Origin of the sequence: Actinomadura sp. 1N219 (assembly GCF_044326405.1) — a bacterium.
In the GTDB taxonomy this organism is placed as follows: Bacteria; Actinomycetota; Actinomycetes; order Streptosporangiales; family Streptosporangiaceae; genus Spirillospora.
On sequence record NZ_JBIRAY010000009.1, the window covers coordinates 225,179 to 252,073 of the forward strand.

Here is a 26,895-nt window from a genome sequence, read left to right on the forward strand (position 1 = left end):
AGGCGCGCCGTTTCAGCCGGGGCGGGCGTCAGGCTTCGTCGTCGTCCGACGGCGCCGTCCCGGGCTTCTCGATCTTAGCGGCGTCGCCGGTGCTCGCGGCGGTCGCGGCTTTTCCGGCGGGCTGCTCCGCGGGCTTCCCGGCGGCGGCCTTCTCGGCTTCGGCGCGCTCCCACTCCCGCTGCTTCAGATCCGCTTCCCGCGGCGCCTGGATCTTCTTCATCTGCTTGTTCATCGAGCGGAGGAGGAACACCGTCGCGACGAGCAGGCCGATGAAGACGGCGAAGCCCAGGACGCCGGGGCTGACGGTGTCGTCGTTCAGCGGGACGTCGGCGAGCACGGGCACTACAGACACACCCTCTCCCGGACGCCGGCGAACAGGTCGTCCTCCGGCAGTTCGGTGTCGACCAGGGACCTGGCCAAATGGTAGTCCTCGGTGGGCCATGCCTCGCGCTGGACGTCCAGCGGGACGACGAACCAGAAACCGTTGGGGTCGATCTGGGTGGCGTGGGCGAGCAGGGCGCGGTCCCTGGTCTCGAAGTGGTCGGCGCAGGGGACGCGCGTCGTCACGTCCCAGTCGGCGCGCTTCTCCTTCTTCTCCTCGAAGCCCTCCAGCCATTCGGCGTACGGCGACTCCAGGCCGGCGTCCTCCATGGCGGTGTGCAGGGCGAGGATCCGCTCCTTGCTGAACGTCATGTGGTAGTAGAGCTTCAGCGGCTGCCACGGCTCGCCCGCTCCCGGGTAGCGCTCCGGGTCGCCCGCCGCCTCGAACGCCTCCACCGACACCTCGTGGCACTTCACGTGGTCGGGATGCGGGTAGCCGCCCTTCTCGTCGTAGGTCAGGATCACGTGCGGACGGAAGTCGCGGACGGCGCGCACCAGCGGCTCGGACGCGGACTCCAGCGGCTCCAGCGCGAAGCAGCCGTCCGGCAGCGGGGGCGGCGGGTCGCCCTCGGGGAAGCCGGAGTCGACGAAGCCGAGCCAGCTCTGCCGGACGCCGAGGATCTCCCTGGCCCGCGCCATCTCCGCCTCGCGGACCTTGCCGATGTCGGCCTTGACCTCGGGACGGTCCATCGCCGGGTTCAGGATGTCGCCGCGCTCGCCGCCCGTGCAGGTGACGACCAGGACCTCGACGCCCTCGGCGACGTACTTCGCCATCGTGGCCGCGCCCTTGCTGGACTCGTCGTCGGGGTGGGCGTGCACCGCCATGAGGCGCAGCCGCTCGCCGCCGACGGCCGGCGCGTCGTCGTTGACCGCCGTATCGATGACCTCGGACACGTAGGGATCTCCTGTTCGGACCGTGATGAGCGGACCCCGGTTCGAGGCACGCGCGATGACAGACGAGAATTGTCCCTGACAACGTCCGCCCACCGCACGGAGATTCCCCGCCATGACGACGAGCCTGTCGAAACCAGCGGCGTCCGACGACTCCGGGCGGGGCCCCGCCGGAACCCTGCGCGGACGTGCCGGGCTGGTCGTGATCGGCGTCGTGACGGCGCTGGCCGCGGGCGGCTTCGGGATCATCGCCGCCTACGCGGGCCAGACCCCGGGCATCGTCGCGCAGACCGTCACCTATGACATCGCCGACACCGGCGTCGAGATCAACTATTCGGTGGCGAAGGGGAAGGGCGACGTGGTCCGGTGCACCGTCGACGCCTTCGACGAGAACTTCACGGTGCTCGGCGCGCAGGAAATAACCGTGCCCGCCGGAAAGTCCAGCGTGGACGGGACGGCGACGCTCCAGACCCCCCGCCGGGCCACCGGGGCGAGGATCCACGACTGCCACGCCGTCTGACGAGCCCGGCGGGCGGGCAGCCCCGGATGAGCGCGCCCCCAACTGGACCCTTACGCCCGGTGAAGGACGAAACACAACTGGCGGATTGCAGACGTCGTGTTCAGGGAACCTTTACTCGAACACACCGGATAGGCTAGAGGTTTCACCTGGCCGCACTTCATGTCGATGTGACACCCGCTCCACGGCGGGCGGGCGAGATCGCAACATGTGGATGAGGAGTACCCGTGACCGAGACCCGCGCTGACAACGTCACCTGGCTGACCCAGGAGGCGTACGACCGGCTCAAGGCAGAGCTGGACCACCTGTCAGGCCCGGGCCGCATCGAGATCGCGCAGAAGATCGAGGCGGCGCGGGAGGAAGGCGACCTGCGCGAGAACGGCGGCTACCACGCGGCCAAGGAGGAACAGGGCAAGATCGAGGGCCGGATCCTCCAGCTCCAGGGCATCCTGGAGAACGCCCGCGTCGGCGAGGCCCCCCGCACCGAGGGCGTCGTCGGCCCCGGCATGACCGTCACGGTCTCCTTCGAGGGCGACGACGAGGAGGTCACGTTCCTGCTCGCGTCCCGCGAGGAGGTCGGCGCCCCCATCGACGTGTACTCCCCCAAGTCGCCGCTCGGCGCGGCCATCAACGGCAAGAAGGTCGGCGACAAGGCCACCTACACCCTGCCGAACGGCCGCGGCATGACCGTCGAGATCATCGACGCGACCCCCTACGGCGCCGGCTGACCCCCGCGCGCCTTCACGAGCTCCCACGCGATAGGTGACGGCCGAGGCCGGGCGATCTCCACTGGAGTCGCCCGGCCTCACCACGTCCCACACCGAACCGGCGTCTCACACCGAACCCGGCGTCTCACACTGAACCCGGCGTCTCACACTGAGCCGGCGCCCCGGCCGGACGGTCCCGCGGCGCGCACCGGGCGTTGCGCGGGCGCGTCCCGCTGGGTGGACGCCGCCCGGACCAGCGGGAGCGTCCGGTACGGCACCTGCGTGGCCAGCGAGATCACCGAGGACGCGCGTTCCACGCCCGCCACGTCCACGATGACGTCGATGACGCGCTGCAGGTCGGTGTTGCTGCGCGCCACGACCCGGCACAGCATGTCGCCGGGGCCCGTGATCGTGTGCGCCTCGATCACCTCGGGCACCTGCGCGAGCCGCGCCCCCACCGGATCGTGCCCGCTGTGCCCCTGCCCCAGGCTCTGCCTGAGTTGCAGCGTCACGAAGGCCGTGACGCCGTAGCCGAGCGCCGCCGCGTCGATCTCCGGGCCGTAGCCCGCGATGACGCCGTCCCGGGCGAGCCGGTCGAGCCGCGCCTGGACGGTCCCGCGCGCCACCTTGAGCCGCCTGGACGCCTCCAGCACGCCGATCCGGGGCTGGGTGGTGAACAGCTCGATCAGGCGTCCGTCCAGCTCGTCGATCGCCACGCGCCCCTCCCAGCTCGCTCCCGCTCATGGTCAGGATGTACAGACCGCCCGGCGGGCACCGCACCCGACTGTACAGATTGACCAGCGATTCAATCCACCCTTGCGCAGCTTGTAGGCGCATGTCGAGATTGGGTGGTATGGATGAGTTTCCGGTCAAGGGCATGGACGCCGTCGTCTTCGCCGTCGGCAACGCCAAGCAGGCGGCGCACTACTACTCGACCGCGTTCGGCATGCGCAGGGTCGCCTACCGCGGCCCGGAGAACGGCAGCCCCGACGAGGCCGTGCACGTGCTGGAGTCCGGCAGCGCCCGGTTCGTGTTCCGCGGCCCGGTCAAGGCGGGCACGGAGATCGGCCGGCACATCGCCGCGCACGGCGACGGCGTGGTCGACCTCGCGATCGAGGTCCCCGACGTCCACGCCGCCTACCGGCACGCGGTCGCGAAGGGCGCCACGGGCCTGGAGGAGCCGCACGTCCTGGAGGACGACCACGGCAAGGTGACGATCGCCGCGATCGCCACGTACGGGGAGACGCGGCACTCGCTGGTCGACCGGTCCAACTACTCCGGCCCGTATCTGCCGGGGTTCGTGTCCGCCGACCCGATCGTCGCGCCGCCGGAGAAGAGGTTCTTCCAGGCGATCGACCATTGCGTCGGCAACGTCGAGCGCATGGACGAGTGGGCCGAGTACTACCACCGGGTCATGGGCTTCACCGACATGGCGGAGTTCGTCGGCGACGACATCGCGACCGAGTACTCGGCGCTGATGTCCAAGGTCGTCGCGGACGGCACCCGCAAGGTGAAGTTCCCGCTGAACGAGCCGGCGGAGAGCAAGCGCAAGTCGCAGATCGACGAGTACCTGGAGTTCTACGGCGGGCCCGGCGTGCAGCACATCGCGCTCGCCACCAACGACATCGTCGCGACCCTCGACCAGATGCGGGCCGCGGGCGTCGAGTTCCTGCAGAGCCCCGACTCCTACTACGAGGACCCCGAGCTGCGCGAGCGCATCGGCGACGTGCGGGTCCCGATCGAGGAGCTGCAGAAGCGCCGGATCCTGGTCGACCGGGACGAGGACGGCTACCTGCTGCAGATCTTCACCAAGCCCGTCCAGGACCGGCCGACGGTGTTCTTCGAGCTGATCGAGCGGCACGGCTCGCTCGGCTTCGGCAAGGGCAACTTCAAGGCGCTGTTCGAGGCGATCGAGCGGGAGCAGGAGCTCCGCGGGAACCTCTGAGACCATCCACCGCTCGGGGGGTGACCGGCCCTGGACGCGCCCGCGTCCAGGGCCGGTAGCCCGTCAGAAGTCACTGCTTACCGGTGCACCGTGTTTACCGGCACACTGTGGGCCATGAGCGAACCGCCTGAGAACCCCCGGCCCGCGGGCGGCGACAGGGAGCCCCCTGAACCGCAGGTCGACGACGCGCCAGAAACCGACGCCCCCGGAGCGGACACCCCGACCGCCGCCGCCTCTTCCCCCGCGGCCCCGGAGACTCCTCCCGAGGGCACGCCCGAGCGTCCTCCGCCGTACCAGGGCACGTACGGCGCCCAGCCCGGCCAGGCGCCTCCCCCGCCGCAGGCCGGTCAGGCCCCGCAGGCCGGTCAAGCCCCGCCGGCCGGTCAGCCCCTGCCCGCCTACCCGCAGCAGCCCGGGTACGGCCAGCCCCAACCCGGCTACGGCCCTCCCGGGCAGCCGCATCCCGGGTACGGCGGCGGGCCGCAGGACATGCTGGCGGGACGCGGCGCGCGGCTCGGCGCGGGAATCCTGGACGGCCTGCTCCTCAGCGTCCTGGCGATACCCGCCGTCCTGGTCTCCATCCGCTGGGACAAGATGGAGGAGTCCATCGAGTCCGGCGAGCCGATCGCCGACCCGCTGGACGTCTACAACGTCCCGAGGCTGCTGGTCGGCTACGTCATCGTGTTCCTGGTGGGCTTCGCGTACTACACGATCATGCACGCGAAATGGGGCCAGACGCTGGGCAAGAAGGCGGTCGGCATCCGGCTGGTGAAGGCGTCCGACTACTCGGCGGTGAGCTGGGGGCAGGCCGTCGGCAGGCAGGCGTTCGTGTACGCCATCACGCTCACGACGGCGACGCTCAACCTCCTCAGCCCCGCGGCGGGCATCCTCGGGCTCGTCGGCCTGCTCGACACCGCGTGGATCCTCTGGGACGAGCGCCGGCAGGCCCTCCACGACAAGGTGGCGAAGACGGTGGTGGTGAAGGCGGCGCCGTGGATGCCGAACCCGTACGCCCGCAAGTGAGCGCCGCCGCCCGGACGGTCCTTTGATCATTTACTGATCATCCGTGGGCAAACATTGCGCTGACCCCGGACGCGGCGATGTTTGGACGGCGGCGGCACGGCCACCCTGACGGCATGACGCAACCGCCGAACGACCCCGCGTCCGGGGGAGAGCCGGACGACCGGCAGCACGGGCAGCAGCAACCCGAACGCCCAGGTCCGTACGGCGGCCCGCCCTACGGACAGCAGTCCCAGGGCGGCGAGCAACCGCCGTACGGACAACAACCGCCCGGAGGCCAGCCTCCCTACGAACAGCAACAACCGTACGGAGGCCAGCAGCAGCCCTACGGCCAGCAACCTCCGTACGGGCAAGAGCCGTACGGGCAGCAGCCTTATGGCCAGGAGCCCTACGGCCAGCAGCAGCCGTACGGGCAGCAACAGCCCTATGGCCAGCAGGGGTACGGGGCCGCGCCCGCCTACGGCGGCGCCATGGGCGGCTATGCCGATCCGTCCGAGGGGCTGGCGAGCCGCTGGGCGCGGCTGGGCGCCGCCATCGTCGACCTCATCCTCGTCGGGATCGTGTCGAGCCTGATCTCGATCCCGTTCATGGACTGGGACCGCGTGTTCGACCCGGACCCCGGCGACTCGTTCTACAGCGGCGGCCAGGCGGCGACGAACGCGATCGGCGTCGTCCTCGGGTTCCTCTACTACTGGCTGATGCACGCCAAGTGGGGGCAGACGCTCGGCAAGATGCTGCTGCGGATCCGCGTCGTCCGGGAGCACGACGGGCAGGCGATCACCACCGGCCAGGCGGCGGGACGGTCGGCGTTCTACAGCGTGCTGGGCGGCGCCTGCGGGTGCATCGGGCTGATCGACGTCCTGTGGATCCTCTGGGATCGGCGCAAGCAGGCCCTGCACTGCAAGGTGGCGCGCACCGTCGTCGTGAAGGCCGCGCCCCACCTCCCCAACCCCTATGCCCACCGCTGAACCCCTATGGGCACGGCAGGCCGGATGACCGAGTTGCCGGTTAGGGTCCGGCACGGGCAGGCTGGGCAACGTGCATATGGCCGGAAACTCCCCCAGCCCTCGCCGCGGCGGCGCGCGAGCCGCGTCCCGGAACGCGCGACGGTCCCGTGACGGGCGGCTGTTCCGCGGCGGCGCGGGGCTGGCCGCTCTCGCCGTCGCGGGGTCGCTGACCGCGTCCTGCCAGCTCTCCCCCTTCGACGACGGCGAGAGGGAGGGTTCCGGTCCGCCGCCTGGGCCGGCCGCGACCGGTCCGGTGGGGCCGACGACGGCGGGCGACCGGTACGTGCCGGGCGACGGCAACGGCGGCTACGACGTCCAGCACTACGCGCTGAAGCTGAAGATCACGCCGAACGGCCCGGCGCAGCTGGACGGCACGGCGACGATCACCGCGGTCGCGACCGAGCGGCTCGCCCGGTTCAACCTCGACCTGACCGGCCTGGAGGTGTCGTCGATCACGGTGGACGGCGCCCCGGCGCGGCAGCAGCGCGGCGGCAGCGAGCTGGAGGTCACGCCGGCGAAGCCGCTGGAGAAGGGCGCGAAGTTCACCGCGGTCGTCGCGTACTCGGGGACGCCGGAGCCGGTGTCGGACCCGGTGCTCGGCACCTACGGCTGGATCCGCACGCCGGACGGCGTGTTCGTGGCGTGCCAGCCGAGCGGCGCGCACACCTGGTTCCCGAGCAACGACCATCCGAGCGACAAGGCCACGTTCGACTTCGAGCTGACGGTGCCGCCGGGCCTCACCGCGATCGCCAACGGCGAGCCTGAGACGCCGCCGACCGGCTCCGGCGGCGACCCCGTGCCCGGCGGGCCGCCGAGCCTGCCCGGCGGGCCGCCCGGCCTGCCGAGCGGCCCGCCCACCGAAGAACCCCCGTCCTCGCCCGGCCCGGACATCAGCCCGATCGTGCGGCACGCGGCGCCGCGCCAGCACGGCGCGACGGGCGCCGCGACGACGTCGAAGTGGCACGTCAAGGCGCCGATGGCGACGTACCTGGCGACGATCGACGTGGGGCGGTTCGGCGTCCGGACGGGCAAGACGGCCGACGGCGTCTCGGTGATCACCGCGGTGGACCCGAGCACCGGCGCGAACCTGGACGGCTTCCACCGGCTGAACACCCAGATCACCGACGAGTGGACGAAGCTGTTCGGCCCGTACCCGTTCTCCTCGACCGGCGGGCTGATCGACAACGCGGACGTCGGTTTCGCGCTGGAGACGCAGACCCGCCCGGTGTACGGGTCGTTCGGCCTGCAGCCGACGATCGTCGCGCACGAGCTGGCGCACCAGTGGTTCGGCGACAGCGTCAGCGTCACCAAATGGCAGGACATCTGGCTGAACGAGGGCTTCGCCACCTATGCCGAATGGCTGTGGGAGGAGAGGTCGGGCGGGAAGACCGTCCAGGAGCAGTTCGACGAGCGCTACCGGAGCCCGATGGCGCGGGAGCTGTGGGACGTCCCGCCCGGCGACCCCGGCCGCAAGCAGATGTTCGGCCGCTCGGTGTACGACCGGGGCGGGATGACGCTGGTGGCGCTCCGCGACAGGGTCGGCGAGGCCGCGTTCTACAAGATCCTCCAGGCGTGGACGAAGGAGCGCCGCCACTCCAGCGGGACGACGCCGCAGTTCATCGCCACGGCGAACCGGGTCTCGGGGAAGAAGCTCGACTCGTTCTTCAACGACTGGCTGTACGAGGAAGGCCGCCCCTCCAAGTAGGCGCCGCCCCTCCACTTAGGCGTCGTCGTCCTCGCACATGCGGCGGTGAATGCGCGGCAACGGGTCGGGAAAGCCCGGCCCGTCGCCGCGCGCCCGTCCGGCGTCCGGCGTCACCATCGGGCTGGTGACCGGACCATCCGCGGCGACCGGCCGTGGCCCCGGGCGCCCCGGCGGAGCGGCGGGCGGCCGCACCTTGTCCACAGCCCACGTCGCCCGCCGCAGGGCCGCCACACGGGATCCGGCCCGGGAGCCGGCACGCGAACCGCACCGCACAAGTGGTGATCGGTTGCCGGTTCCGGCCACAGATTCCGCCCCGTACCCATGGATTTGAGACCAAATCGCGCTTGCACGGGGCGTCGTTCACAGGAAAGTCTTGATCACGGTCCTGGCGCCTGACAGGGGGCCGCCGGGCGAGGATGACCGAGGACGAGGTCGATGAGCAGAACCCCCAGAGCGCTGGCCGCCGTGACGCTGGGCGTCAGCGCGGCCCTCGCGGTGTCGGCGGCGCCGGCCGTCGCGGACCAGGACAAGCCGCAGTTCACGCCCGGCGCGCCGGGCGCGGGCGACCCCTACTTCCCCGACATGGGCAACGGCGGCTACGACGTCGCCCACTACAAGATCGACCTGCGGTACGACCCGGGCACGAAGGGGATCAAGGCCGTCACCCGGATCAAGGCCCGGACGACGCAGGACCTGTCCCGGTTCGACCTGGACTTCCTCGGCCCGCTCACGATCTCGTCGGTGCAGGTCAACGGGAACGACGCGTCCTACACGCGGACGGGCGCGCAGGAACTCGTGATCACCCCGCGGAAGGGGCTGCAGAAGGACCGGAACTTCACGGTGACGGTCGCCTACTCCGGCGTCCCGCAGACGATCAACGACGCGACGCTCGGCACGTCCGGCTGGATCCCGACGCCCGACGGCGCGGTGATGCTCAACCAGCCGTTCGGCGCCGCGACGGTCTTCCCCGTGAACGACCACCCGACCGACAAGGCGACGTACACCTACGTCCTGTCCACGCCCGAGAACCTCACCGCGCTCGCCAACGGCGACCTGCGCGAGAAGACGACGGAGGACGGCTGGACGACCACGCGCTGGGACATGCCGCGCCCGATGGCCAGCGAGCTGTCGATGCTCGCGATCGGCAAGTACGACGTCCTCACCGGGCAGTCGGCGGCGGGCGTCCCGAACCTGACGGCCACCGACCAGGCCCTGGCCATCAAGCCGGACGACGCGCAGAAGTTCCACGACCAGACCGCCGAGGTCACGGACTTCCAGGCGGGCATGTACGGCAGCTACCCGTTCACCTCGACGGGCGGGATCGCGGTGAAGGCCGGTGTCGGCTACGCGCTGGAGACGCAGGGCCGTCCCGTGTACGACCTGGGCCGCAGGCCGGGCACCATCCCGCGCGGCACGCTGCTCGCCCATGAGCTCGGCCACCAGTGGTTCGGGGACGCGGTGTCGCCCGCGAAGTGGGCGGACATCTGGATGAACGAGGGCTTCGCGACGTACTCCGAATGGCTGTACTCGGAGAAGTTCGAGGGCACGCCCGTCCAGGAGAGCTTCGACGGCGTCTACGCGACCCCGGCGAGCGACGGCCTGTGGAAGGGCAGGGTCGCCGACCCGGGCCGCGACCACATCTTCGACGGGCTCGTCTACGACCGCGGCGCGATGGCCCTCCACGTGCTGCGCAAGACGATCGGCGACGAGTCGTTCACCGAGCTGCTCAAGGCGTGGCCGGCCGCGCACCTGCACGGCAACGCCTCGACGGAGGACTTCGTCCGCTTCGCGGCGCAGCTGTCGTACAAGAACCTGGACGCCTGGGCCAAGACGTGGCTCTACTCCGAAGGCAAGCCGTCGCTGTAACCGGCGCGGCGCTGTAACCGGCACCACGCTGTAACCGGCGCTGCGGCAGTCGACTGACGCACCCTCGCGCTGAGCCAGACCCATGATCGGTCAGCTCAGCGTGAGGGTGTAGCCCCTCTCGCGGAGGCGCGCGATGACGTCCTCGGAATGGTCGGCGCCGCGCGTCTCCAGATGCATGAGGACCTCGGCCTCCTCGACGTGCAGCCGGGCGGCGACCCGCTCGTGCATCACGTCCAGGACGTTCACGCCCAGCTCGGCCAGCTCGCTCAGCAGCGTCACCAGCGCGCCCGGACGGTCCTTCAGCCGGCAGCGGACGACCAGGTAGCGGCCCGCGCCGGCGAGGCCGTGCCGCAGCACCTTCGACAGCAGCAGCGGGTCGATGTTGCCGCCCGACAGCACCACCACCACGGGCGGCTCGACCGCGTACGAGTGCTCCAGCAGCGCCGCGACACCGGCCGCGCCCGCGGGCTCGACGACCTGTTTGGCGCGTTCGAGGCACAGCAGCAGCGCCTGCGAGATGGACTCCTCGGTGACGGTGACGACCGCGTCGACCAGGTCGGTGAACATGGCGTAGGTCAGGTCGCCGGGGCGCCCGACGGCGATGCCGTCCGCCATCGTCGGCTCGATCTCGATCTGCGTCGGCCGCCCGGCGGCGAGCGACGGCGGGAACGCGGCCGCCCGCTTCGCCTGCGCCCCGATGATCTTGAGCTTCTGGTCGCCGCCGGACTCCTCGGCCAGGCCCCTGGCCGCCGCCGCGACGCCGGCGAGCATCCCGCCGCCGCCGACCGGCGTCACGATCGTCCGGGCGTCCGGGCACTGGTCCATCACCTCCAGGCCGATGGTGGCCTGCCCGGTGACGACGTCCGGATGGTCGAACGGGTGGATGAAGACGGCGCCGCACTCGTCCGCGTGCTTCTGCGCGGCGACGAGGCAGTCGTCCACGGTCGGGCCCGGGAACACGATCTCGGCGCCGTAGCCGCGGGTCGCGGCGATCTTGGGGAGCGGCGCGCCGACCGGCATGAAGACGGTGGCCCTGCAGCCGAGCATGGACGCGGCGAGCGCGACGCCCTGCGCGTGGTTCCCGGCGCTGGCCGCGACGACGCCGCGGGCGCGCTCCCGCTCGCTCAGCCCGGCGATCCGCACATACGCCCCGCGGATCTTGAACGACCCGGTGCGCTGCAGGTTCTCGCACTTCAGCAGGACGGGCCCGCCGAGCAGCTCGGACAGCGCCCGGGACGGGATCATCGGGGTGGGGACGGCCACCCCGCGGAGCAGTTCCCGGGCGGCGCGCACATCGTCCACAGTGACTGTGCTCATCCCCCGATCATCGCTCATCCCGCGCCGCGACCGGTCCAATAACGATCTTGGGCGAAGACCAGCGCGGCGGCGCCGACGAGACCGGCGGTCTGGCCGAGCGCCGCGGGCACGATCCGGACGCGGCGCGCGAACTCCATCCTGGCGTGCGTGCGGAACGCCTCCTCCAGCGGGTCGAACAGCAGCGACCCCGCCTGGGACAGGCCGCCGCCGATCGCCGCGACGTCCAGGTCGCAGAGGTGCGTCGCGGACGCGATCGCGATGCCGATGGCGCGTCCGGCCCGCCGCATCGCCGCGGACGCGACCGGATGCCCGCGGCGCGCGTCGGCGGCCAGCTCGGCGCCGGCCGTGGTGCTGTCCAGCCGGCCGGGGTTCCCCTGCCGCCAGCCCTGCTCGCGCGCCCACGCGACCAGCCCGGGTCCGCGCGCGACGGCCTCCAGGCAGCCTCGGCCGCCGCACGCGCAGGGCGGTCCGCCGGGGTCGACGACGACGTGCCCGATGTGCCCGGCGTTGCCGCTGGCGCCGTTGATGAGGCGTCCGCCGAGGATGAGCCCGCCGCCGACGCCGGTGGACACGACCATGCCGAGGACGTTGTCGTGCCCGCGTCCCGCGCCGCGCCAGTGCTCGCCGACCGCGACGCAGATGGCGTCGTTGTGGATGCGGACGGGCAGCCCCGGATACCGGGCGCGGAGCCTCGCGCGCAGCGGGAAGCCCCGCCAGGCCGGGATGTTGAGCGGGGACACCTCGGCGGCGGGCCAGGTCATCGGCCCGCCGCAGCCCACGCCGACGCCCGCGAGCTGCGGGTTCCCGGCGTCGGTGACGATCTTGCCGAGCAGCGCGTCCAGCGTCCGCCACAGCCCTTCGGCGTCCAGGCCCCCGCCGTCCGGCGCGTGCGGATCGGGCACGGGCGGGTTCGGGGTGGCGACGCGGTCGTAGACGGCGACGCGCCCGCCCGGCTCGACGAGCGCGGCGGCCAGCTTCGTCCCGCCTATGTCCACCGCAAGAACAGGGTCCACGGCCAAGACGGAAGGGCCGGACGGCGGAGTGTCGCTCACGCAGGCTCTCCCGCACGCCCGAACGCCAGGATGGACGCGGTGAACCCGTGCACGTGGTTGCGTCCGGCGACCGGGCCGATCTCCCCGGCGGCGAAGAAGCCGCCCAGCCCGGCGGGCCCGAACGCGTGGTCGAGGACGCGGACGTCATGGTCGGAGTCGGCGAACATGGCCTGGCCGCGCCCGTTGCACGCGAACAGCAGCGCGCCCTCCACCGGGGCCATGTCGAACCGGTCGAGCAGCGCCGACAGGTCCTCCTCGGCGGCCCCGGCGTCGCGGACCTGGAACCGGACGGTGCGCCCGATGTCCACCACGTCGCCGATCGCGATCGCGCCGCTGTCGGTGTCGGCGCCCACGACGCCGCGGACGAGGAAGTCGCCGTGCTCGTGCTGGTCGGCGTACTCGTCCATCGCGACGCCGATCAGCAGCCCGCGCCCGGCGAGCTCCTGCTCGTCCTCTGGCAGCTCCAGGACGATCTGCTCCAGCTTCTCCAGCGCGGGCACGCCGGCCAGCTCGTACAGGACGTTCTCCTCCGCCCGCGTCACCACCATGTCGGGGCCGATCGGGCGGGCGCCCTGGCTGACGACGGTGGCGGCGGCGACGGGCCCGCCGATGACGACGCCGACCGCGCCGTCCGCGTACACCTCACCGCCGACGAACAGCCGCGCGTCGCCGCGGACGGCGCCCTCGGCGAGCCCGCCGACCAGCGGCAGGCCGGGCAGCGCGTCCTCGGAGCGCTCGACGAACGCGTCCACCGGGAAGCTGTACGGGTCGGTCAGCAGCATCCCGACGACGTCGTCGGGCTGCCCTTCGGGCATGCCGACCACGACGAGCCGGTCGTCGGCCTTCAGCGTCTCCAGCCGGAACGGGTCGAGCCGCGCGCCGGGCAGCACCCCCGCCCAGGCGCTGACCGCGCCGGTGTCCTCCACGCCGCGCCCGGCGCCGATCACCCCGGACGCGCTGCAGCCCAGCACGACCGCGGGCCCGGCCGCCTGCGCCGCCGCGAGCGCCGCCTCCTCGATCGCGCCTGGATCGTCCCCGGACATGAAGACGCACACCAGGTCGGGCGCCGCGCTCAGCGGCGCCAGCGCCTGCTCCACCGCGGACACCGCCGCCTTGGACAGGTCGGGTCCGAGGGCCAGGCCATCACCGAATCGCGCCATCGGCGCCGCCTCCCTCACTGCGTTCGCCGGTTGTCACAGGGTCCAGTTTTCCTCACAACAGCCTTCCCCCGAGTCTTTCCCTCCAGCCGGGTATCCACCCAAACCCGAACAAGCACGCGCAAGGACAGGGGCGCCACCGACATACCGGACGAATCATCAGGCACGGGGTGCGAGTCCGCGCACCCGCGACGTAGTGTCGATCGCGTGCCATCTTCCACACCGCGCGGTTCGACGCCCCGAGAGGCGCCGCGCCGCGAATCGACTCTGGGCGAGCTGCGCGGCAGCGGCCACGTCCAGCTGACCGTGAAGGCCGAGATCCGCCGGAACCTGCTCGCCCGGATGAGATCCGGCGAGCCGCGGTTCCCCGGCATCCTGGGGTTCGACGACACCGTCCTCCCGCACCTGGAGCGGGCCCTGCTCGCCGGGCACGACCTGGTGCTGCTGGGCGAGCGCGGGCAGGGCAAGACGCGGCTGATCCGTACCCTCGCCGGGCTGCTGGACGAGTGGACCCCGGTCGTGGCCGGCTGCGAGATCAACGACCACCCCTACGAACCGGTGTGCGTGCGCTGCCGCCGCCTCGCCGCCGAACTCGGCGACGGCCTGCCCGTCGAGTGGAAGCACCGCGACGACCGCTACGGCGAGAAGCTCGCCACGCCCGACACCAGCGTCGGCGACCTCATCGGCGACGTCGACCCGATCAAGGTCGCGGAGGGCCGGACGCTCGGCGACCCGGAGACCGTCCACTTCGGGCTCGTGCCGCGCACCAACCGCGGCGTCTTCTCCATCAACGAGCTGCCCGACCTGGCCGAGCGGATCCAGGTGTCGCTGCTGAACGTCCTGGAGGAGCGCGACGTGCAGGTCCGCGGCTACGCGCTGCGGCTGCCGCTGGACGTGCTGCTCGTCGCGTCCGCCAACCCGGAGGACTACACCAACCGCGGCCGCATCATCACTCCGCTGAAGGACCGCTTCGGCGCCGAGATCCGCACCCACTACCCCCTCGAACTGGACGCCGAGCTGGCGCTGATCCGCCAGGAGTCCGAGTTCGCCGACCTGGCCGGGCTGCCCGCGGAGGTGCCCGACCATCTCGTCGAGATCATCGGCCGGTTCACCCGCCTCGTCCGCGAGTCGACGTCGGTGGACGCCCGCTCCGGCGTGTCGGCCAGGTTCGCGCTCGCCGGCGCGGAGACCGTCGCGGCGGGCGCCGTCCGCCGCGCGGCCCTCACCGGCGAGGACCACGCCGTCGCGCGGGTCTGCGACCTGACCGCGATCGTCCCGTCGCTGATGGGCAAGGTCGAGTTCGAGGTCAGCGAGGAGGGCCGCGAGCAGGAGGTGCTGGAGCACCTGCTGCGCCGGGCCGTCGCCGAGACCTACCGCCGGACGCTCGGCCCCGCCGACCTGAACGGGCTGCTCGACAAGTTCGACGCCGGCGAGTCCGTCGAGTCGGGCGAGCTGATCGCGGCGACGGAGCTGCTGCGCCGCATCGGGCAGGTCCCCGGCCTCGCCAAGATGATGGAACGGCTCGGCATGAGCGGGGAGTCCCCCGGCCAGGCCGCGGCCGCGCTCGAGTTCGCGCTGGAGGGGCTGTTCCTCACCCGGCGCCTGTCGAAGGACGTCGCCGGCGGCCGAGCGGACGGGACCGCCACCTACCGCACCTGAGGTCTCCACGCGCAAGGGGATTCGATGAGCCGCTACCGCTACGGGGCGTACGAGGACGGGCCCGACCCCCTCGCCCCGCCCTACGACGTCCGCGACGCCCTCGACGCGATGGGCGACTCGGTGCTCGACGGCACCCGCCCCGACGACGCGCTGCGGGACCTGCTGCGGCGCGGACTGCCGGGCGCGCAGGGCCGCCGGGGGCTGGACGACATGCTCCGCCAGGTGCGGGAGCGGCGGCGCGCGCTGCGCGACCGGGGCAGGCTCGACGGGACGCTGGAGCAGGCCCGCGCGCTCCTCGACACCGCGATCGGGCAGGAACGCGCCGAGTTGTTCCCCGACCCGAGCGACGACGCGCGGCTGCGCGAGGCGGAGCTGGACACGCTGCCGTCCGACACGTCCCAGGCGATCCGGCGGCTGTCGGACTACGACTGGCGCTCCGACGCCGCCCGGCAGACGTTCGAGCAGCTGAAGGACCTGCTCCGCCGCGAGGTCCTCGACGCCCAGTTCCAGGGCATGAAACAGGCCCTCGCCAACCCCGACCCGGCCGCCCTGGAACGCGTCAAGGACATGATGGCCGCGCTGAACGCGATGCTGGAGCGCGACGCCCGCGGCGAGCACACCCAGGACGACTTCGACCGGTTCATGGACGAGTACGGGGACATGTTCCCCGACGGCCCGCAGAACCTCGAAGAGCTCGTCGACTCCCTCGCCCGCCGCGCCGCCGCCATGGACCGGCTGCTCGCCTCGCTCAGCCCCGAGCAGCGCGCGGAGCTCGGCGGGCTGATGGAGCAGGCCATGCAGGACGCGGGCCTCGCGATGGAGATGACCCGCCTCGGGGACGCGCTGCGGGCCCGCCGTCCCGACCTCGGCTGGGGCCAGCCCGAGCAGATGACCGGCGACGACCCGCTCGGCATGGGCGACGCCACGACCGCGCTGGCCGAGCTCGCCGACCTCAGCGAGCTGGAGGCGGCGCTCGGGCAGGAGTACCCGGGCGCGCGCCTGGACGACATCGACGAGGACGCCGTCCGCCGCGCCCTCGGCCGCCAGGCCGTGGACGACCTCGCCGAGCTGCGCCGCATCGAGGCCGAGCTGGAGCGGCAGGGCTACCTGCAGCGCAAGCGCGGCAAGCTGGAGCTGACGCCGAAGGCGGTGCGGCGGCTCGGCGAGACCGCGCTGCGCCGCGTGTTCTCGCAGCTGACGTCCGGCCGGCAGGGCGACCACGACCAGCAGGACGCGGGCCAGGCGGGCGAGCTGACCGGCTCCAGCCGCGAATGGCGGTTCGGCGACGAGCAGCCCCTCGACGTGGTCCGGACGGTCAGCAACGCCATCCGCCGCAGCGCAATGGACACGCCCACGGGGGACGCCGACACCGGCCTGGTGACCCGTCCCGCGACCGCGAAGGTGGTCGAGCCGAGCGTCCCCGACCTGACGAAGGTCCACGGCAACGGCTCGAACCGTCCCCACCTCGTCCGTCCCGGCGCGGTGAAGCTGAGCGTGGACGACTTCGAGGTGCAGGAGACGGAGCGGCGCACCGGCGCGGCCGTCTGCCTCCTCGTCGACCTGTCGTACTCGATGGTGCTGCGCGGCACCTGGGCGGTCGCCAAGCAGACCACCCTCGCGCTGCACACCCTCGTGACCAGCAAGTTCCCGCAGGACGCGATCCAGATCATCGGGTTCTCCAACTACGCGCGGGTGCTGCACCCGACGGAGATGGCGGGCCTCGACTGGGACATGGTGCAGGGCACCAACCTGCACCACGCGCTGATGATCGCCGGACGGCATCTGGACCGCCATCCCGACTTCGAGCCGATCGTCCTCGTCGTCACCGACGGCGAGCCCACCGCGCACCTGCGCCCGGACGGACGCTCGCTGTTCGACTACCCGCCGTCCACCGACACGCTCGTCCTCACGCTCGCCGAGGTCGACAAGATGACCCGGCGCGGCGCCTGCATGAACTTCTTCATGCTCGCCGAGGACCGCCGCCTCGTGTCGTTCGTGGAGGAGGTCGCGCGCCGCAACGGCGGCCGCGTGTTCGCGCCCGACGCCGACCGGCTCGGCGAATACGTCGTCAGCGACTACCTCCGGGTGCGCCGCGGCCGCCGCTAGGCCCCGTGAAGCCTTAGTGTCGGCGTCATGTCGACTTCCGACCGCCTGCTGCTGTTCCTGCACATCGGTTTCGCGATCTTCACGCTGGGGCCGCTGACCGCCGCGACCATGTCCACGCCCCGCTACATCCGCAAGCGCAACGTGACCGTCGTGCGCTACCTGCACCGGACCACGCAGATCTACGGCATCGGCACGCTGGGCATCTTCCTGTTCGGGCTGGCGCTCGCCGAGGGCGACCTCTCGGAGGTCTGGCTGTCGGTGTCGATGACGCTGTTCGTCGTCGCGCTGGTGCTGCTGCTGATCGTCGACCGCGACCAGCGGAAGGCGGTGCGCCTCCTGGAGGCCGCGACCGCCGAGCCCCGGACGGCCCCGTCCCGTCCCGCGGCCGCGGAGTCCGCGGACGCGGACGGCAAGGAAGCCGATGCCAAGGCCGAGGAAGCGAAGGCCGAGGACTCGAAGGAGCAGCCCAAGCCCGCGGCGGAAGGCGACGTCGCGCAGGTGGAGCGCGGCCGGATCGCCGCGCTCTCCGGCGTCGTCTCCCTGATCTGGCTGGTGATCCTCGTCCTGATGGTCTGGAACGGCTGAGCCGGCTGAACCCGTCCCGGACGGCTACTGGCCGAGCGGCTTCAGATGGCTCTTGAGCCAGCTCACGATCATCGGGAAGGTCCGCTCGTCCTCCAGGATCTGCGACGCGTGCAGGTCGCCCTGGACGGTCTTCACGGTCGCCTGGACGCCCGCCGCCCGCAGCGCGCTCGCCAGCACCGTGCTCTGCGTGACCGGGACGAAGTCGCCGCTGCCGTGGATCAGCAGCATCGGCGCGTCCCCGGCGGAGGCGTGCGTGACGGTGCTGGCGTCGTCCAGCAGCTTCAGGCAGTCCGCGGCGATGCCGGTGACGCCGGAGACGGTGCCGGGCACGCAGTCGACGAGGGCGGTCACGGCGCGCCGCAGCTTGATCTGCTGGAGGGTGGCGGCGGGGTCGGCGCCGTCCTGGAACGCCAGGAACGGGTCGTTCGGCGGCGACAGCGCGACCACGCCGCGGACCTGGCGGCTGCCCGTCCCGAACGCGCCGAGCTGCGTCGCGAGGTGCCCCCCGGCCGACGAGCCGAGCACGGCGACGCGGCGCGGGTCGGCGTTCCACAGCCGGGCGTGCTTCTGGACGAACGCCAGCGCGGACAGCGAGTCGTCCCGCTGCGCCGGCCACTGCGCCTTCGGCGCGAGCCGGTAGTTCGCCGACAGGACGACGAAGCCCTGCTCCGTCAGCCGCCGCGCGAAGTACTTCCAGCCGCCGCCCTTGTCACCGCTCATCCAGTAGCCGCCGTGCAGGATCAGCACAGCCGGACGGGGCGTGGCCCGCGGCCCGGCGTCCCGCCAGTACGCGTCCAACCGCTGCAAGGGGGCCTTGCCGTAGGCGTAGGTGCGGAACTTCGGCAGCTCCGGCGTGACCATGACCGCCTGCGCGGTGACGGTGCCGTCGGGCTCCCCGTCCGGCGCGCCCTGCCCGCCGGGCGGCCCGCCTGACGATCCGCCCGCCGTGCCGCCCTGGGGCGCGGACGTGGACGACGTCGACGGCGTCCCGGTACCCGGCGTGACCGGCTCCCCGGACGGCGCCACCGCCGGAACGGACGGCGCCGGCGGCGTCGGCGCGGTCGCGTGGGCACCCACGGGAACGGCGACGGCCGAGACACACGCTGCGGCGAACGCCGCCCCACAGACCAGTGATTTGCGCACCCCGGGCCCTTTCTTCACCAACCTGGCGCGCTGATTATAGATGTTTGATCACGCGCCAGGGGGAAGATCAACTCGTTTGCCCCCGGCGGGCGGTCAGGTGCCCCCGGCGGACGGTCAGGCCAGCGCCCGTTCGAGATCGTCGAGCAGGTCGTCCGCGTCCTCGATCCCGACCGAGAGCCGCACCAGATCGCCCGGCACCTCCAGCGGCGACCCGGCGGCCGACGCGTGCGTCATCCGGCCCGGATGCTCGATCAGCGACTCGACGCCGCCGAGCGACTCGCCGAGCGTGAACAGCCCCGTCCGCTCGCACACGCGCACGGCGGCCTCCTCCGACTCCATCCGGAACGAGACCATGCCGCCGAACGCCCTCATCTGCTTGGCCGCGACGTCGTGCCCCGGGTGATCGGGCAGCCCCGGGTAGAGCACCCCCCGGACGGACGGGTGCCGGACGAGCATCTCCACGACCCTCTCGGCGTTCGCGCAGTGCCGGTCCATCCGCACGCCCAGCGTCTTGATCCCGCGCAGCGTCAGCCACGCGTCGAACGGGCCCGCGACGGCGCCCATCGCGTTCTGGTGGAACGCGAGCCGCTCCCCGAGCTCCGCGTCCGAAGCGATCAGCGCGCCGCCGACGACGTCGGAGTGCCCGCCGATGTACTTGGTGGTCGAGTGGACGACCACGTCCGCGCCGAGGTCCAGCGGCCGCTGGAGGTACGGCGAGGCGAACGTGTTGTCGACGACCAGCAGCGCGCCCGCGTCGTGCGCGACCTCCGCCAGCGCGGCGATGTCGGCGATGCCGAGCAGCGGATTGGTCGGCGTCTCCACCCAGACGATCTTCGTCTCCGGCCGCATCGCCGCCCGCACGGCGTCCACGTCCCCCAGCGCCACCGGATCGAACGCGACGCCCCACGGCTCGGCCACCTTGGCGAACAGCCGGTAGGTCCCGCCGTAGGCGTCGTTGGGGATCGCCACGTGATCACCGGGACGGCAGACCGCGCGCAGCAGCGCGTCCTCGGCGGCGAGTCCCGACGCGAACGCCAGCCCCCGCACGCCGGCCTCGGCCTCGGCGAGGCATACCTCCAGCGCGGTACGCGTCGGGTTCGCCGACCGCGAGTACTCGTAGCCGCCGCGCAGCCCGCCGATGCCGTCCTGCTTGTAGGTCGAGACCTGGTAGATCGGCGGGACGACCGCGCCCGTCGTCGGGTCGGGCTCCTGACCGGCGTGGATGGCCACGGTGTCGAAGCCGCGCCGCCGTCCGCCGTTCCCCCGCCGACCGTCGCCGGTTCCCGGAACGCGGGTACCCTGGTGAACCTCGTTGTCCATGGGTACGAGGCTATCCATCCGCCTCCCCTCCTAGAGGATGAGGCGCTCCCCCGCAAGTATCAGCCGGTATTTCGGCTCGGGGGTTGACTACATTCCCCGTCCGGTTCTCTACCGTTTTACGGGTACCTACTCAACCTGAATCCCATCACCCTGAAACTAAGGAAATCCCATGTTCGCTGGGCTCGCGCGCTTCGTCGTGAGACATCCATGGTGGACGATCGGCGGCTGGCTGGTGGCCGCGGTCCTCATCATCGCCTTGTCCCCCAAGCTCGCCACCGAGTCGGACCAAGGCGAGTTCCTGCCCTCCAAGTACGAGTCCGTCCAGGCCGCCGAGATTGCCGAGAAGGCGTTCCCGGAGCAGGCGGACGCGTCCGCCCTGGTCGTGGTGCAACGTTCCGACGGCGGGAAGATCACCCCCGCGGACAGCACCAAGATCGCCGCGGCGGCGCAGAACCTCACGGCCAAGAAGTACCCGACCGTGAAGGGCTTCGAGACCGGCCCCCAGGCGGTCGCGCCGAACAAGACCATCCAGCTGATCAGCGTCCCGGTGGAGATGACGACCGGGGGTGAATCGGCCAAGCAGCAGAGTCAGGCGATCAAGGACATCCGCACCCAGCTGCCCAAGGAGCTGGGGAGCGGGCTGGAGGCCAAGGTCGGCGGTGAGCCCGCCGCCTGGGTCGACAACGAGGACTCCTTCACCGACTCCTTCGTGCTGATCACCTTCGCCACCTTCGGGCTGATCATCGGCCTGATCCTGCTGATCTTCCGGGCGCCGCTGGCGGCCATCCTGCCGATCATCGTGATCATCGCCACCGAGCAGGTGTCGATGGGGCTGATCGGGGCCGCGTCCAAGGTGCTGGACTTCTCCGGCGACGACAGCCTCCAGATCATCCTGACGATCGTGCTGTTCGGCGTCGGCGCCGACTACTACCTGTTCCTGCTGTTCCGCTACCGGGAGCGGCTGCGCGCCGGCGAGGACCGCAAGACCGCGCTGATCTCGGCGGTGGAGCGGGTCGGCGAGGTCATCACCTCCGCGGCGGCCGCGATCGCGGCCACGTTCCTGGTGCTGATGCTGGCCTCCTTCGGGATCTTCGCCGCGTGGGGCCCGTCGCTCGCCATCGGCGTCCTGGTGATGGGCGTCACCTCGCTGACGCTGTTCCCGGCGATCCTGTCGCTGGTCGGCCCCGCGGTGTTCTGGCCGTCGAAGTCCTGGAAGAGGCAGCCGAAGGCCACCACGGCGGCGCGGATCGGCCGGATGGTCGGCAAGCGCCCGGCCATGGTCGCCCTCGTCTCCGCGGGCCTGCTGATCGCGCTGGCGTCCGGTGCGCTCGGGTTCAAGTCCGACTACGACTTCCAGTCCAGCTTCCCGCAGGACACCGAGTCCGCGCAGGCCGTGAAGGACCTGCAGAAGGGCTTCCCCGCCGGCCAGAACACACCGGTCGAGGTCATGATCCGCTCCACCGACGGCCAGCCGCTGGCCAAGTCCGAGCTGGACGCGTTCGGGCAGCAGGCGAAGTCGCTGCCGGGCGTCGGCGGCGTGCAGCCCGTCACCATGAGCAAGGACCCGAAGGTCGCCCAGGTCAACCTGGTGCTCAACGGCAACCCGGTCGACAACAAGGCCATCAACCTGGTCAAGAACGATCTCGGACCGGGCGTCCACGACATCGCGCCCAAGGGCACCGAGGTGTTCGTCGGCGGTGAGACCGCGATCTACAGCGACATCAACAGGGTGGTCAACCGCGACCTGTCGGTGATCCTGCCGATCGCCGGCGCGCTGATCGCGCTGATCCTCCTGGCGCTGCTCCGCTCGGTGGTCGCCCCGCTGTACCTCGTCCCGGCGGTGCTGCTCGGCTTCGCCGCGACGCTCGGATCCGCGGTGTACGTCTTCCAGGGCCTGATGGGCCAACCCGGGGAGATCTTCCACCTGCCGATCATGCTGTACCTGTTCGTGCTGGCCATCGGGACCGACTACAACATCCTGATGACCGCGCGGCTCCGCGAGGAGGCCAAGGAGGGCCACGAGCCGCGCAAGGCCGCCGCGCTGGCGGTCGAGCACGGCGGCCCGACGGTCGCCGCGGCCGGGCTGATCCTGGCCGGGACGTTCTCCGTCATGCTGCTGGCCAAGGTGTCGATGCTGCAGCAGATGGGCTTCTCCATCGCGCTGGGCATCGCGCTGTCGGCATTCGTGATGGCGATGTTCCTGGTGCCGGGCCTCACCGCCCTGCTGGGCCACAAGGCCTGGTGGCCGGGACACGCCGACGAGCCGAAGAAGCCGGTCAAGCCGGCCGACACGCGGGAGGACTACCTCCCGTCCGGGCGGCGGTAGCCGCGCCCACAGACGTCGGGTTGCGGGGTCCGGCCCGAAACGCCGCCCACCCCCCCCCCCCCCCCCGCCCCCCCCCCCCCCCCCCCCCCCCCACCCCCCCCCCCCCCCCCCCCCCCCCCCCCCCCCCCCGCTTCTCTATGCCTGCGCCCGGATCACCCGCCGGACCCGGCCAGAAACGCGATGAGATCCTGCCGCGTGACGAGCCCCTTCGGCTTCCCGTCCACCAGCACCACCGCGGCCCCGGACTTCTCCAGCACCCCGACGGCCTTGCTCACCGGCTCCCCTGACCCGAGCGTCGGCAGCGGCTCCGACATGTGCAGCTCCACCGGCTCGGTCAGCTTCGCCCGCTCCCGGACGAGGATGTCCAGCAGGTCGCTCTCCACCACCGACCCGACGACCTCCGCCGCCATGACCGGCGGCTCCTCCTTCATCACCGGAAGCTGCGACACCTCGTACTCCCGCATGATCGCGATGGCGGTCTGCACGCTCTCGTGCGGGTGGACGTGCACGAACTCCGGCAGCGTCCGCCCCTTGCGGTTGAGCACCTCGCCGACCCGCGCCTCCTCGGTAGCCGGGATGAGGAATCCGTAATCGGCCATCCACTCATCGCTGAAGATCTTGGTCAGGTATCCGCGGCCGCCGTCCGGCAGCAGCACCACGACCACGTCGTCCGGCCCGGCCCGCTCCGCGACGCGCAGCGCCGCGACGACCGCCATCCCGCAGGACCCGCCGACGAGCAGCGCCTCCTCGCGGGCCAGCCGCCGCGTCATGTTGAACGAGTCCTTGTCGGACACGGCGATGACGTCGTCGCAGATGCCCCGGTCGTACGTCTCCGGCCAGATGTCCTCCCCCACACCCTCGGTGAGATAGGGACGCCCGCTCCCCCCGGAGTACACCGACCCTTCAGGATCGGCGCCGATGACCTTGACCCGCCCCTCGGAGACCTCCTTCAGGTACTTCCCGGCGCCGCTGATCGTCCCGCCGGTGCCGATCCCCGCCACGAAGTGCGTGACGCGCCCCTCCGTCTGCTCCCAGATCTCCGGCCCCGTCGTCTCGTAGTGCGACACCGGGTTCTGCGGATTCGTGTACTGGTTCGGCTTCCACGCCCCCGGAATCTCCGCCGCCAGCCGATCAGAAACGGAGTAGTACGAGTCGGGATGCTCGGGCGAAACAGCCGTAGGACACACCACGACCTCCGCCCCGTACGCCCGCAGCACGTCGATCTTGTCCCTGGCGACCTTGTCCGGGCAGACGAAGACGCACCGGTACCCCCGGTACTGCGCCACGATCGCGAGCCCCACCCCAGTGTTCCCGGACGTCGGCTCCACGATCGTCCCGCCCGGCCGCAGCTCCCCCGACCGCTCCGCCGCATCGATCATGCGGACCGCGATCCGGTCCTTCACCGACCCGCCGGGATTGAAGTACTCCACCTTGGCGAGCACCTGGGCCCCGCGCCGGCCGGTCCCCCCGCTGTCGGTCACCTTGCGCAGCCGGACGAGCGGGGTGTTGCCCATCAGCTCGACGAGCGAATCGTGTACGTGCACCGCGACATCCTTGTCGTTCAGTGTGGCGAATCAATGGCGGCGTCCCTGCTCACGCCGGACGCCCGGGACGCGGGCCCGGACGGGCCCCCTTTCCGACGGTAGCCGAGCCGGGCACCGCAGGCATCAACGCGGCCGCCCGCGGGTAGAAACTTGATCACGGAGGGTCAACGACACATGTTGAGGGCATTCACGGCACGCCGCATCGCGGCGGCCGCGGCGTACGGGGGCGGCGGCATCACGGCGCTGGGCGGCATCACCTTCGGCCTCGTCGTGGTCGAGGCGAAACTCGCCCGCAGGATGATCGAGGCGACACCGAACGGCGACCCGCCCGCGGCGGACGGCCTTTACGGCGGCGCGCTCGGCACCACCCCGCTGTCCCTCGTCATGATCGGCGACTCGACCGCCGCGGGCCTGGGCGTCCACACCTCGGAGGAGACCCCGGCGGCGCTCCTGGCCACCGGCCTCTCCGCGATCGCGGACCGCCCCGTCCGGCTGACGAACGTCGCCCGCTCCGGCGCCCGCTCGCCGTCCCTCCGCGGCCAGGTCGACCGCGCCCTGCAGACCCGTCCCGACATCGCCGTCATCATGATCGGCGCCAACGACGTGACCGGACGCATCCCGCCCGCCGACTCCGTCCGCCACCTCGCGGACGCCGTCGAACGCCTCCGCGCCGCGGGCAGCCACGTCGTCGTCGGCACCTGCCCCGACCTCGGCTCCGTCAAGCCGCTGATGCCACCGCTGAAATGGATCGCCCGCCGCGCCAGCCGCCAGCTCGCCGCCGCCCAGACCATCGCGGCGGTGGAACGCGGCGCCCGCTCCATCTCCCTAGGCGACCTGCTGGGACGCGAGTTCGCCGCCGACCCGCTGTCGATGTTCAGCGAGGACCGCTACCACCCGTCCGCCCGTGGCTACGCGGCCGCGGCCGCCGCCGTCCTGCCCTCGATCGCGTCCGCGCTGGGCCTGGAGCCCGACCTCGCCGACCAGCCGGGCGCGGGCGTCCTCCCGGTGTACCTGGCCGCCGCCGAGGCCGCCGAGGTCTCGGGCACCGAGGTCAGCGGCGCCCCCGCCCCAGGCCGCGACCGCCCTCGCTGGGCCACCCTCCTACGCCGCCGCACCGCACCCGCCGACGACCAGCCCACCAGCGGCCCCCAGCAAGTAGCCCCAGACCTGGCCTGACACTCCATCAGGCGGCGGCCCACCCGATCTCATCCGGCGGCCCATGAATATCGACCGTACGCTGATCCGGCGGCGGAAGGACACGATAAACATGGCGTCCGGTGCTGCCATGACTGATCTGAATCTGATCAGCATTCGCATGCTTGAAACGGTTATGCCACCCACAGCACAGAGCGAGCTGGTCGATGTCGGTGGGCGACCCGAGAACCCACCCCCGCACGTGGTCGACCTCGCACAAACTTCCGGGGACCTCGCAGCCTTGCACCACACAAGTCGGATACAGAGTTTCGAGTACCTGCCGTTGCGCAGCCGTGGCGAACCGAACACGCCGACCGAGATAGAGCGGAATGCTTCCCCGCCCCAGGATCAATGGTGAGACTCCCGCATTCAACGCGATTCGCCGAGCCTGCGCGGCCGGAATCCGAGACCCGTCGGTCAGCCGACCAGGCTTGGTGTCGCCGGTGAGGGTGTCCAGGTCGATGACAAGGGTGACCTTGGTGGCCCCATGCCCACCCGCCAGCACGCTGACGAGCGCTGCGGCCGTCCGTTCCGGCAGGTCGCGACGATCATCAGTGCCCGCTGGTTTGGCGAGTGGTCCGAGTGTCCCGTCCCAGACGGCGGCGTCCTCGGCGTTGAGCCAGCCCTTGACGTAGCGGCCGCCGTCCAGCGAGCGGGTGGAGTTGATCCAGGACCGCTCGTACCCGCGCCGCGACTCCCCATCGGGCTCCTCGACCCCGTCCCGCTCAGCGACGACATCCCGGATCCGCCGCCCGAACGAGGCGACCTTCCCGGCAGAAAACCCCTGGTCGACAAGGTCGAGCAGCACCTTCTCGGCGGCCGCGCAATCCTCATCGTCCAGCCGGGCGACAGCGTCGGCGACGGTAGAGGCGTACCCGTAGGACAACTTCCCGCCAGCGAGCATTGTGGCGACCTGTGGAAGCCGGTGTCGCTGCCGGGCCAGGGTGACCCGCTCCCGGGCCCGGGTCTCACGCATCCCCAGCCGTGACCGGAGCCACGCCTGGGTGGACGGCAGCCCCCAGCGGCGCATCTCGCCGGAGGCGTCCACCCGTCCGATCAAACCGGCCAGGGCGCTCTCCTGCTGATCGGAGGCGCTAGCGAGCGTTTCGGCGAGTTCCATGCAGGCGGCGGCGGAGTCGGGCGCGTCACGTCCGGCGAGTTCGCGAGCGATCACCGCTACAGCGTCCACCAATTCCCCGGTGGACGCCGAACGAAGATCAAGCGAAACCGAACTCATATCTAAATTCTATCGAAAGAATCCGGCATCCGTCCGCACAAAAGGACTGACTTCTGTAGCCAGCAAGATAGGCGGAGCCAAGACCGGCCAGAACCCAATTCCAAAGGGCTCTGCCCATTGGAACGGGTCAGTTTTATTACTGAACTGGAGGGTGGGGGTGGCGCGTCGGGCGGGGGCAGGCGGAGCCTGCCCGATGAAAGCTGCACCAGGGGCCGC

22 protein-coding genes are annotated in these 26,895 nt (G+C 71.6%); 12 read left to right on the plus strand and 10 right to left on the minus strand.

Going from position 1 to position 26,895, the window contains the following annotated elements; translation table 11 throughout:
- Positions 1-28: 28 nt before the first annotated feature.
- Positions 29-352 carry a hypothetical protein gene (locus ACH35V_RS26340; RefSeq protein WP_395975969.1) on the minus strand — a complete coding sequence of 108 codons (324 nt, stop codon included), beginning with the start codon at positions 350-352 and terminating at the stop codon, positions 29-31.
- A complete protein-coding gene (gene mca, locus ACH35V_RS26345; protein WP_395976296.1) occupies positions 343-1,206 on the minus strand; it encodes a mycothiol conjugate amidase Mca in 864 nt (287 codons plus the stop codon). The genes ACH35V_RS26340 and mca overlap by 10 nt, the downstream gene beginning before the upstream one ends.
- A 181-nt stretch (positions 1,207-1,387) precedes the next feature.
- Between mca and ACH35V_RS26350 the strand changes: the two genes are divergently transcribed.
- Together ACH35V_RS26350 and greA are read left to right on the plus strand one after the other, a co-directional pair.
- Positions 1,388-1,792, plus strand: coding sequence for a DUF4307 domain-containing protein (locus tag ACH35V_RS26350; protein ID WP_395975971.1), 405 nt, complete (start codon positions 1,388-1,390; stop codon positions 1,790-1,792).
- Between the two features lie 224 nt (positions 1,793-2,016).
- Positions 2,017-2,517 (plus strand): transcription elongation factor GreA, encoded by a 501-nt coding sequence (gene greA / locus ACH35V_RS26355; RefSeq protein ID WP_395975973.1) that lies wholly within the window; start codon positions 2,017-2,019, stop codon positions 2,515-2,517.
- Positions 2,518-2,660: 143 nt separating this feature from the next.
- On the opposite strand, the gene ACH35V_RS26360 is transcribed toward greA, so the two are convergent.
- A complete protein-coding gene (locus ACH35V_RS26360; RefSeq protein ID WP_395975975.1) occupies positions 2,661-3,212 on the minus strand; it encodes an Lrp/AsnC family transcriptional regulator in 552 nt (183 codons plus the stop codon).
- A gap of 137 nt (positions 3,213-3,349) precedes the next feature.
- Between ACH35V_RS26360 and hppD the strand changes: the two genes are divergently transcribed.
- The 5 genes from hppD to ACH35V_RS26385 all read left to right on the plus strand — a co-directional run bounded on the left by hppD (position 3,350) and on the right by ACH35V_RS26385 (position 10,039).
- Positions 3,350-4,441 carry a 4-hydroxyphenylpyruvate dioxygenase gene (gene hppD / locus ACH35V_RS26365; RefSeq protein WP_395975977.1) on the plus strand — a complete coding sequence of 364 codons (1,092 nt, stop codon included), beginning with the start codon at positions 3,350-3,352 and terminating at the stop codon, positions 4,439-4,441.
- Positions 4,442-4,555: 114 nt separating this feature from the next.
- Positions 4,556-5,464: an RDD family protein gene (locus ACH35V_RS26370; RefSeq protein WP_395975979.1), complete on the plus strand. Its 909-nt coding sequence runs from the start codon at positions 4,556-4,558 to the stop codon at positions 5,462-5,464.
- A gap of 113 nt (positions 5,465-5,577) precedes the next feature.
- Positions 5,578-6,429, plus strand: a complete 852-nt coding sequence (locus ACH35V_RS26375; RefSeq protein WP_395975981.1) for an RDD family protein — start codon at positions 5,578-5,580, stop codon at positions 6,427-6,429.
- A 76-nt stretch (positions 6,430-6,505) separates the two neighbouring features.
- On the plus strand, positions 6,506-8,173 hold the full coding sequence (locus ACH35V_RS26380) for a M1 family metallopeptidase (RefSeq protein ID WP_395976298.1): 1,668 nt from the start codon (positions 6,506-6,508) through the stop codon (positions 8,171-8,173).
- Positions 8,174-8,608: 435 nt separating this feature from the next.
- Positions 8,609-10,039 (plus strand): M1 family metallopeptidase, encoded by a 1,431-nt coding sequence (locus ACH35V_RS26385; RefSeq protein WP_395975983.1) that lies wholly within the window; start codon positions 8,609-8,611, stop codon positions 10,037-10,039.
- Between the two features lie 90 nt (positions 10,040-10,129).
- Here the strand turns inward: ACH35V_RS26385 and ilvA are convergent, their stop codons facing one another.
- The 3 genes from ilvA to ACH35V_RS26400 are packed head-to-tail and all read right to left on the minus strand — an operon-like array spanning position 10,130 to position 13,568.
- Positions 10,130-11,356: a threonine ammonia-lyase gene (ilvA, locus tag ACH35V_RS26390; RefSeq protein WP_395975985.1), complete on the minus strand. Its 1,227-nt coding sequence runs from the start codon at positions 11,354-11,356 to the stop codon at positions 10,130-10,132.
- Between the two features lie 14 nt (positions 11,357-11,370).
- Positions 11,371-12,408, minus strand: a complete 1,038-nt coding sequence (locus ACH35V_RS26395; protein WP_395975987.1) for an ROK family protein — start codon at positions 12,406-12,408, stop codon at positions 11,371-11,373.
- Entirely contained in the window at positions 12,405-13,568 is a 1,164-nt protein-coding gene (locus ACH35V_RS26400) for an FIST N-terminal domain-containing protein (RefSeq protein WP_395975989.1), read from the minus strand. The genes ACH35V_RS26395 and ACH35V_RS26400 overlap by 4 nt, the downstream gene beginning before the upstream one ends.
- A gap of 204 nt (positions 13,569-13,772) precedes the next feature.
- Between ACH35V_RS26400 and ACH35V_RS26405 the strand changes: the two genes are divergently transcribed.
- From ACH35V_RS26405 to ACH35V_RS26415, 3 genes are read left to right on the plus strand one after another with little or no spacing between them, the layout of a single operon-like run.
- Complete coding sequence (locus ACH35V_RS26405) at positions 13,773-15,224, plus strand: sigma 54-interacting transcriptional regulator (protein WP_395975991.1); 1,452 nt, start codon at positions 13,773-13,775, stop codon at positions 15,222-15,224.
- Between the two features lie 24 nt (positions 15,225-15,248).
- A complete protein-coding gene (locus ACH35V_RS26410; protein ID WP_395975993.1) occupies positions 15,249-17,330 on the plus strand; it encodes a VWA domain-containing protein in 2,082 nt (693 codons plus the stop codon).
- A gap of 27 nt (positions 17,331-17,357) precedes the next feature.
- The gene (locus ACH35V_RS26415) at positions 17,358-17,915 is read left to right on the plus strand and encodes a hypothetical protein (RefSeq protein WP_395975995.1); all 558 of its coding nucleotides are present in this window, start codon (positions 17,358-17,360) and stop codon (positions 17,913-17,915) included.
- A gap of 24 nt (positions 17,916-17,939) precedes the next feature.
- On the opposite strand, the gene ACH35V_RS26420 is transcribed toward ACH35V_RS26415, so the two are convergent.
- Positions 17,940-18,941: an alpha/beta hydrolase gene (locus ACH35V_RS26420; RefSeq protein ID WP_395975997.1), complete on the minus strand. Its 1,002-nt coding sequence runs from the start codon at positions 18,939-18,941 to the stop codon at positions 17,940-17,942.
- A gap of 231 nt (positions 18,942-19,172) precedes the next feature.
- Positions 19,173-20,378, minus strand: a complete 1,206-nt coding sequence (locus tag ACH35V_RS26425) for a cystathionine gamma-synthase (protein WP_395975999.1) — start codon at positions 20,376-20,378, stop codon at positions 19,173-19,175.
- 169 nt (positions 20,379-20,547) lie between these two features.
- Here ACH35V_RS26425 and ACH35V_RS26430 point away from each other — a divergent pair, with 169 nt between their 5' ends.
- On the plus strand, positions 20,548-22,704 hold the full coding sequence (locus ACH35V_RS26430; RefSeq protein ID WP_395976001.1) for an MMPL family transporter: 2,157 nt from the start codon (positions 20,548-20,550) through the stop codon (positions 22,702-22,704).
- Between the two features lie 152 nt (positions 22,705-22,856).
- On the opposite strand, the gene ACH35V_RS26435 is transcribed toward ACH35V_RS26430, so the two are convergent.
- Positions 22,857-24,248 (minus strand): cystathionine beta-synthase, encoded by a 1,392-nt coding sequence (locus tag ACH35V_RS26435; RefSeq protein WP_395976003.1) that lies wholly within the window; start codon positions 24,246-24,248, stop codon positions 22,857-22,859.
- Positions 24,249-24,422: 174 nt separating this feature from the next.
- Here ACH35V_RS26435 and ACH35V_RS26440 point away from each other — a divergent pair, with 174 nt between their 5' ends.
- Positions 24,423-25,424, plus strand: a complete 1,002-nt coding sequence (locus ACH35V_RS26440) for an SGNH/GDSL hydrolase family protein (RefSeq protein ID WP_395976005.1) — start codon at positions 24,423-24,425, stop codon at positions 25,422-25,424.
- A gap of 7 nt (positions 25,425-25,431) precedes the next feature.
- Here ACH35V_RS26440 and ACH35V_RS26445 read toward each other — a convergent pair whose 3' ends face one another.
- The gene (locus tag ACH35V_RS26445) at positions 25,432-26,679 is read right to left on the minus strand and encodes a DUF222 domain-containing protein (RefSeq protein WP_395976007.1); all 1,248 of its coding nucleotides are present in this window, start codon (positions 26,677-26,679) and stop codon (positions 25,432-25,434) included.
- Between the last annotated feature and the right edge of the window lie 216 nt (positions 26,680-26,895).

Bases quoted from the DNA above. Each gene is read 5' to 3' on its own strand.
- mca (WP_395976296.1), bottom strand. From the start codon at position 1,206: ATGGCGGTGCACGCCCACCCCGACGACGAGTCCAGCAAGGGCGCGGCC.
- ACH35V_RS26350 (WP_395975971.1), top strand. From the start codon at position 1,388: ATGACGACGAGCCTGTCGAAACCAGCGGCGTCCGACGACTCCGGGCGG.
- hppD (WP_395975977.1), top strand. From the start codon at position 3,350: ATGGATGAGTTTCCGGTCAAGGGCATGGACGCCGTCGTCTTCGCCGTC.
- ACH35V_RS26370 (WP_395975979.1), top strand. From the start codon at position 4,556: ATGAGCGAACCGCCTGAGAACCCCCGGCCCGCGGGCGGCGACAGGGAG.
- ACH35V_RS26375 (WP_395975981.1), top strand. From the start codon at position 5,578: ATGACGCAACCGCCGAACGACCCCGCGTCCGGGGGAGAGCCGGACGAC.
- ACH35V_RS26380 (WP_395976298.1), top strand. From the start codon at position 6,506: ATGGCCGGAAACTCCCCCAGCCCTCGCCGCGGCGGCGCGCGAGCCGCG.
- ACH35V_RS26385 (WP_395975983.1), top strand. From the start codon at position 8,609: ATGAGCAGAACCCCCAGAGCGCTGGCCGCCGTGACGCTGGGCGTCAGC.
- ilvA (WP_395975985.1), bottom strand. From the start codon at position 11,356: ATGAGCACAGTCACTGTGGACGATGTGCGCGCCGCCCGGGAACTGCTC.
- ACH35V_RS26400 (WP_395975989.1), bottom strand. From the start codon at position 13,568: ATGGCGCGATTCGGTGATGGCCTGGCCCTCGGACCCGACCTGTCCAAG.
- ACH35V_RS26410 (WP_395975993.1), top strand. From the start codon at position 15,249: ATGAGCCGCTACCGCTACGGGGCGTACGAGGACGGGCCCGACCCCCTC.
- ACH35V_RS26415 (WP_395975995.1), top strand. From the start codon at position 17,358: ATGTCGACTTCCGACCGCCTGCTGCTGTTCCTGCACATCGGTTTCGCG.
- ACH35V_RS26425 (WP_395975999.1), bottom strand. From the start codon at position 20,378: ATGGACAACGAGGTTCACCAGGGTACCCGCGTTCCGGGAACCGGCGAC.
- ACH35V_RS26430 (WP_395976001.1), top strand. From the start codon at position 20,548: ATGTTCGCTGGGCTCGCGCGCTTCGTCGTGAGACATCCATGGTGGACG.
- ACH35V_RS26440 (WP_395976005.1), top strand. From the start codon at position 24,423: ATGTTGAGGGCATTCACGGCACGCCGCATCGCGGCGGCCGCGGCGTAC.
- ACH35V_RS26445 (WP_395976007.1), bottom strand. From the start codon at position 26,679: ATGAGTTCGGTTTCGCTTGATCTTCGTTCGGCGTCCACCGGGGAATTG.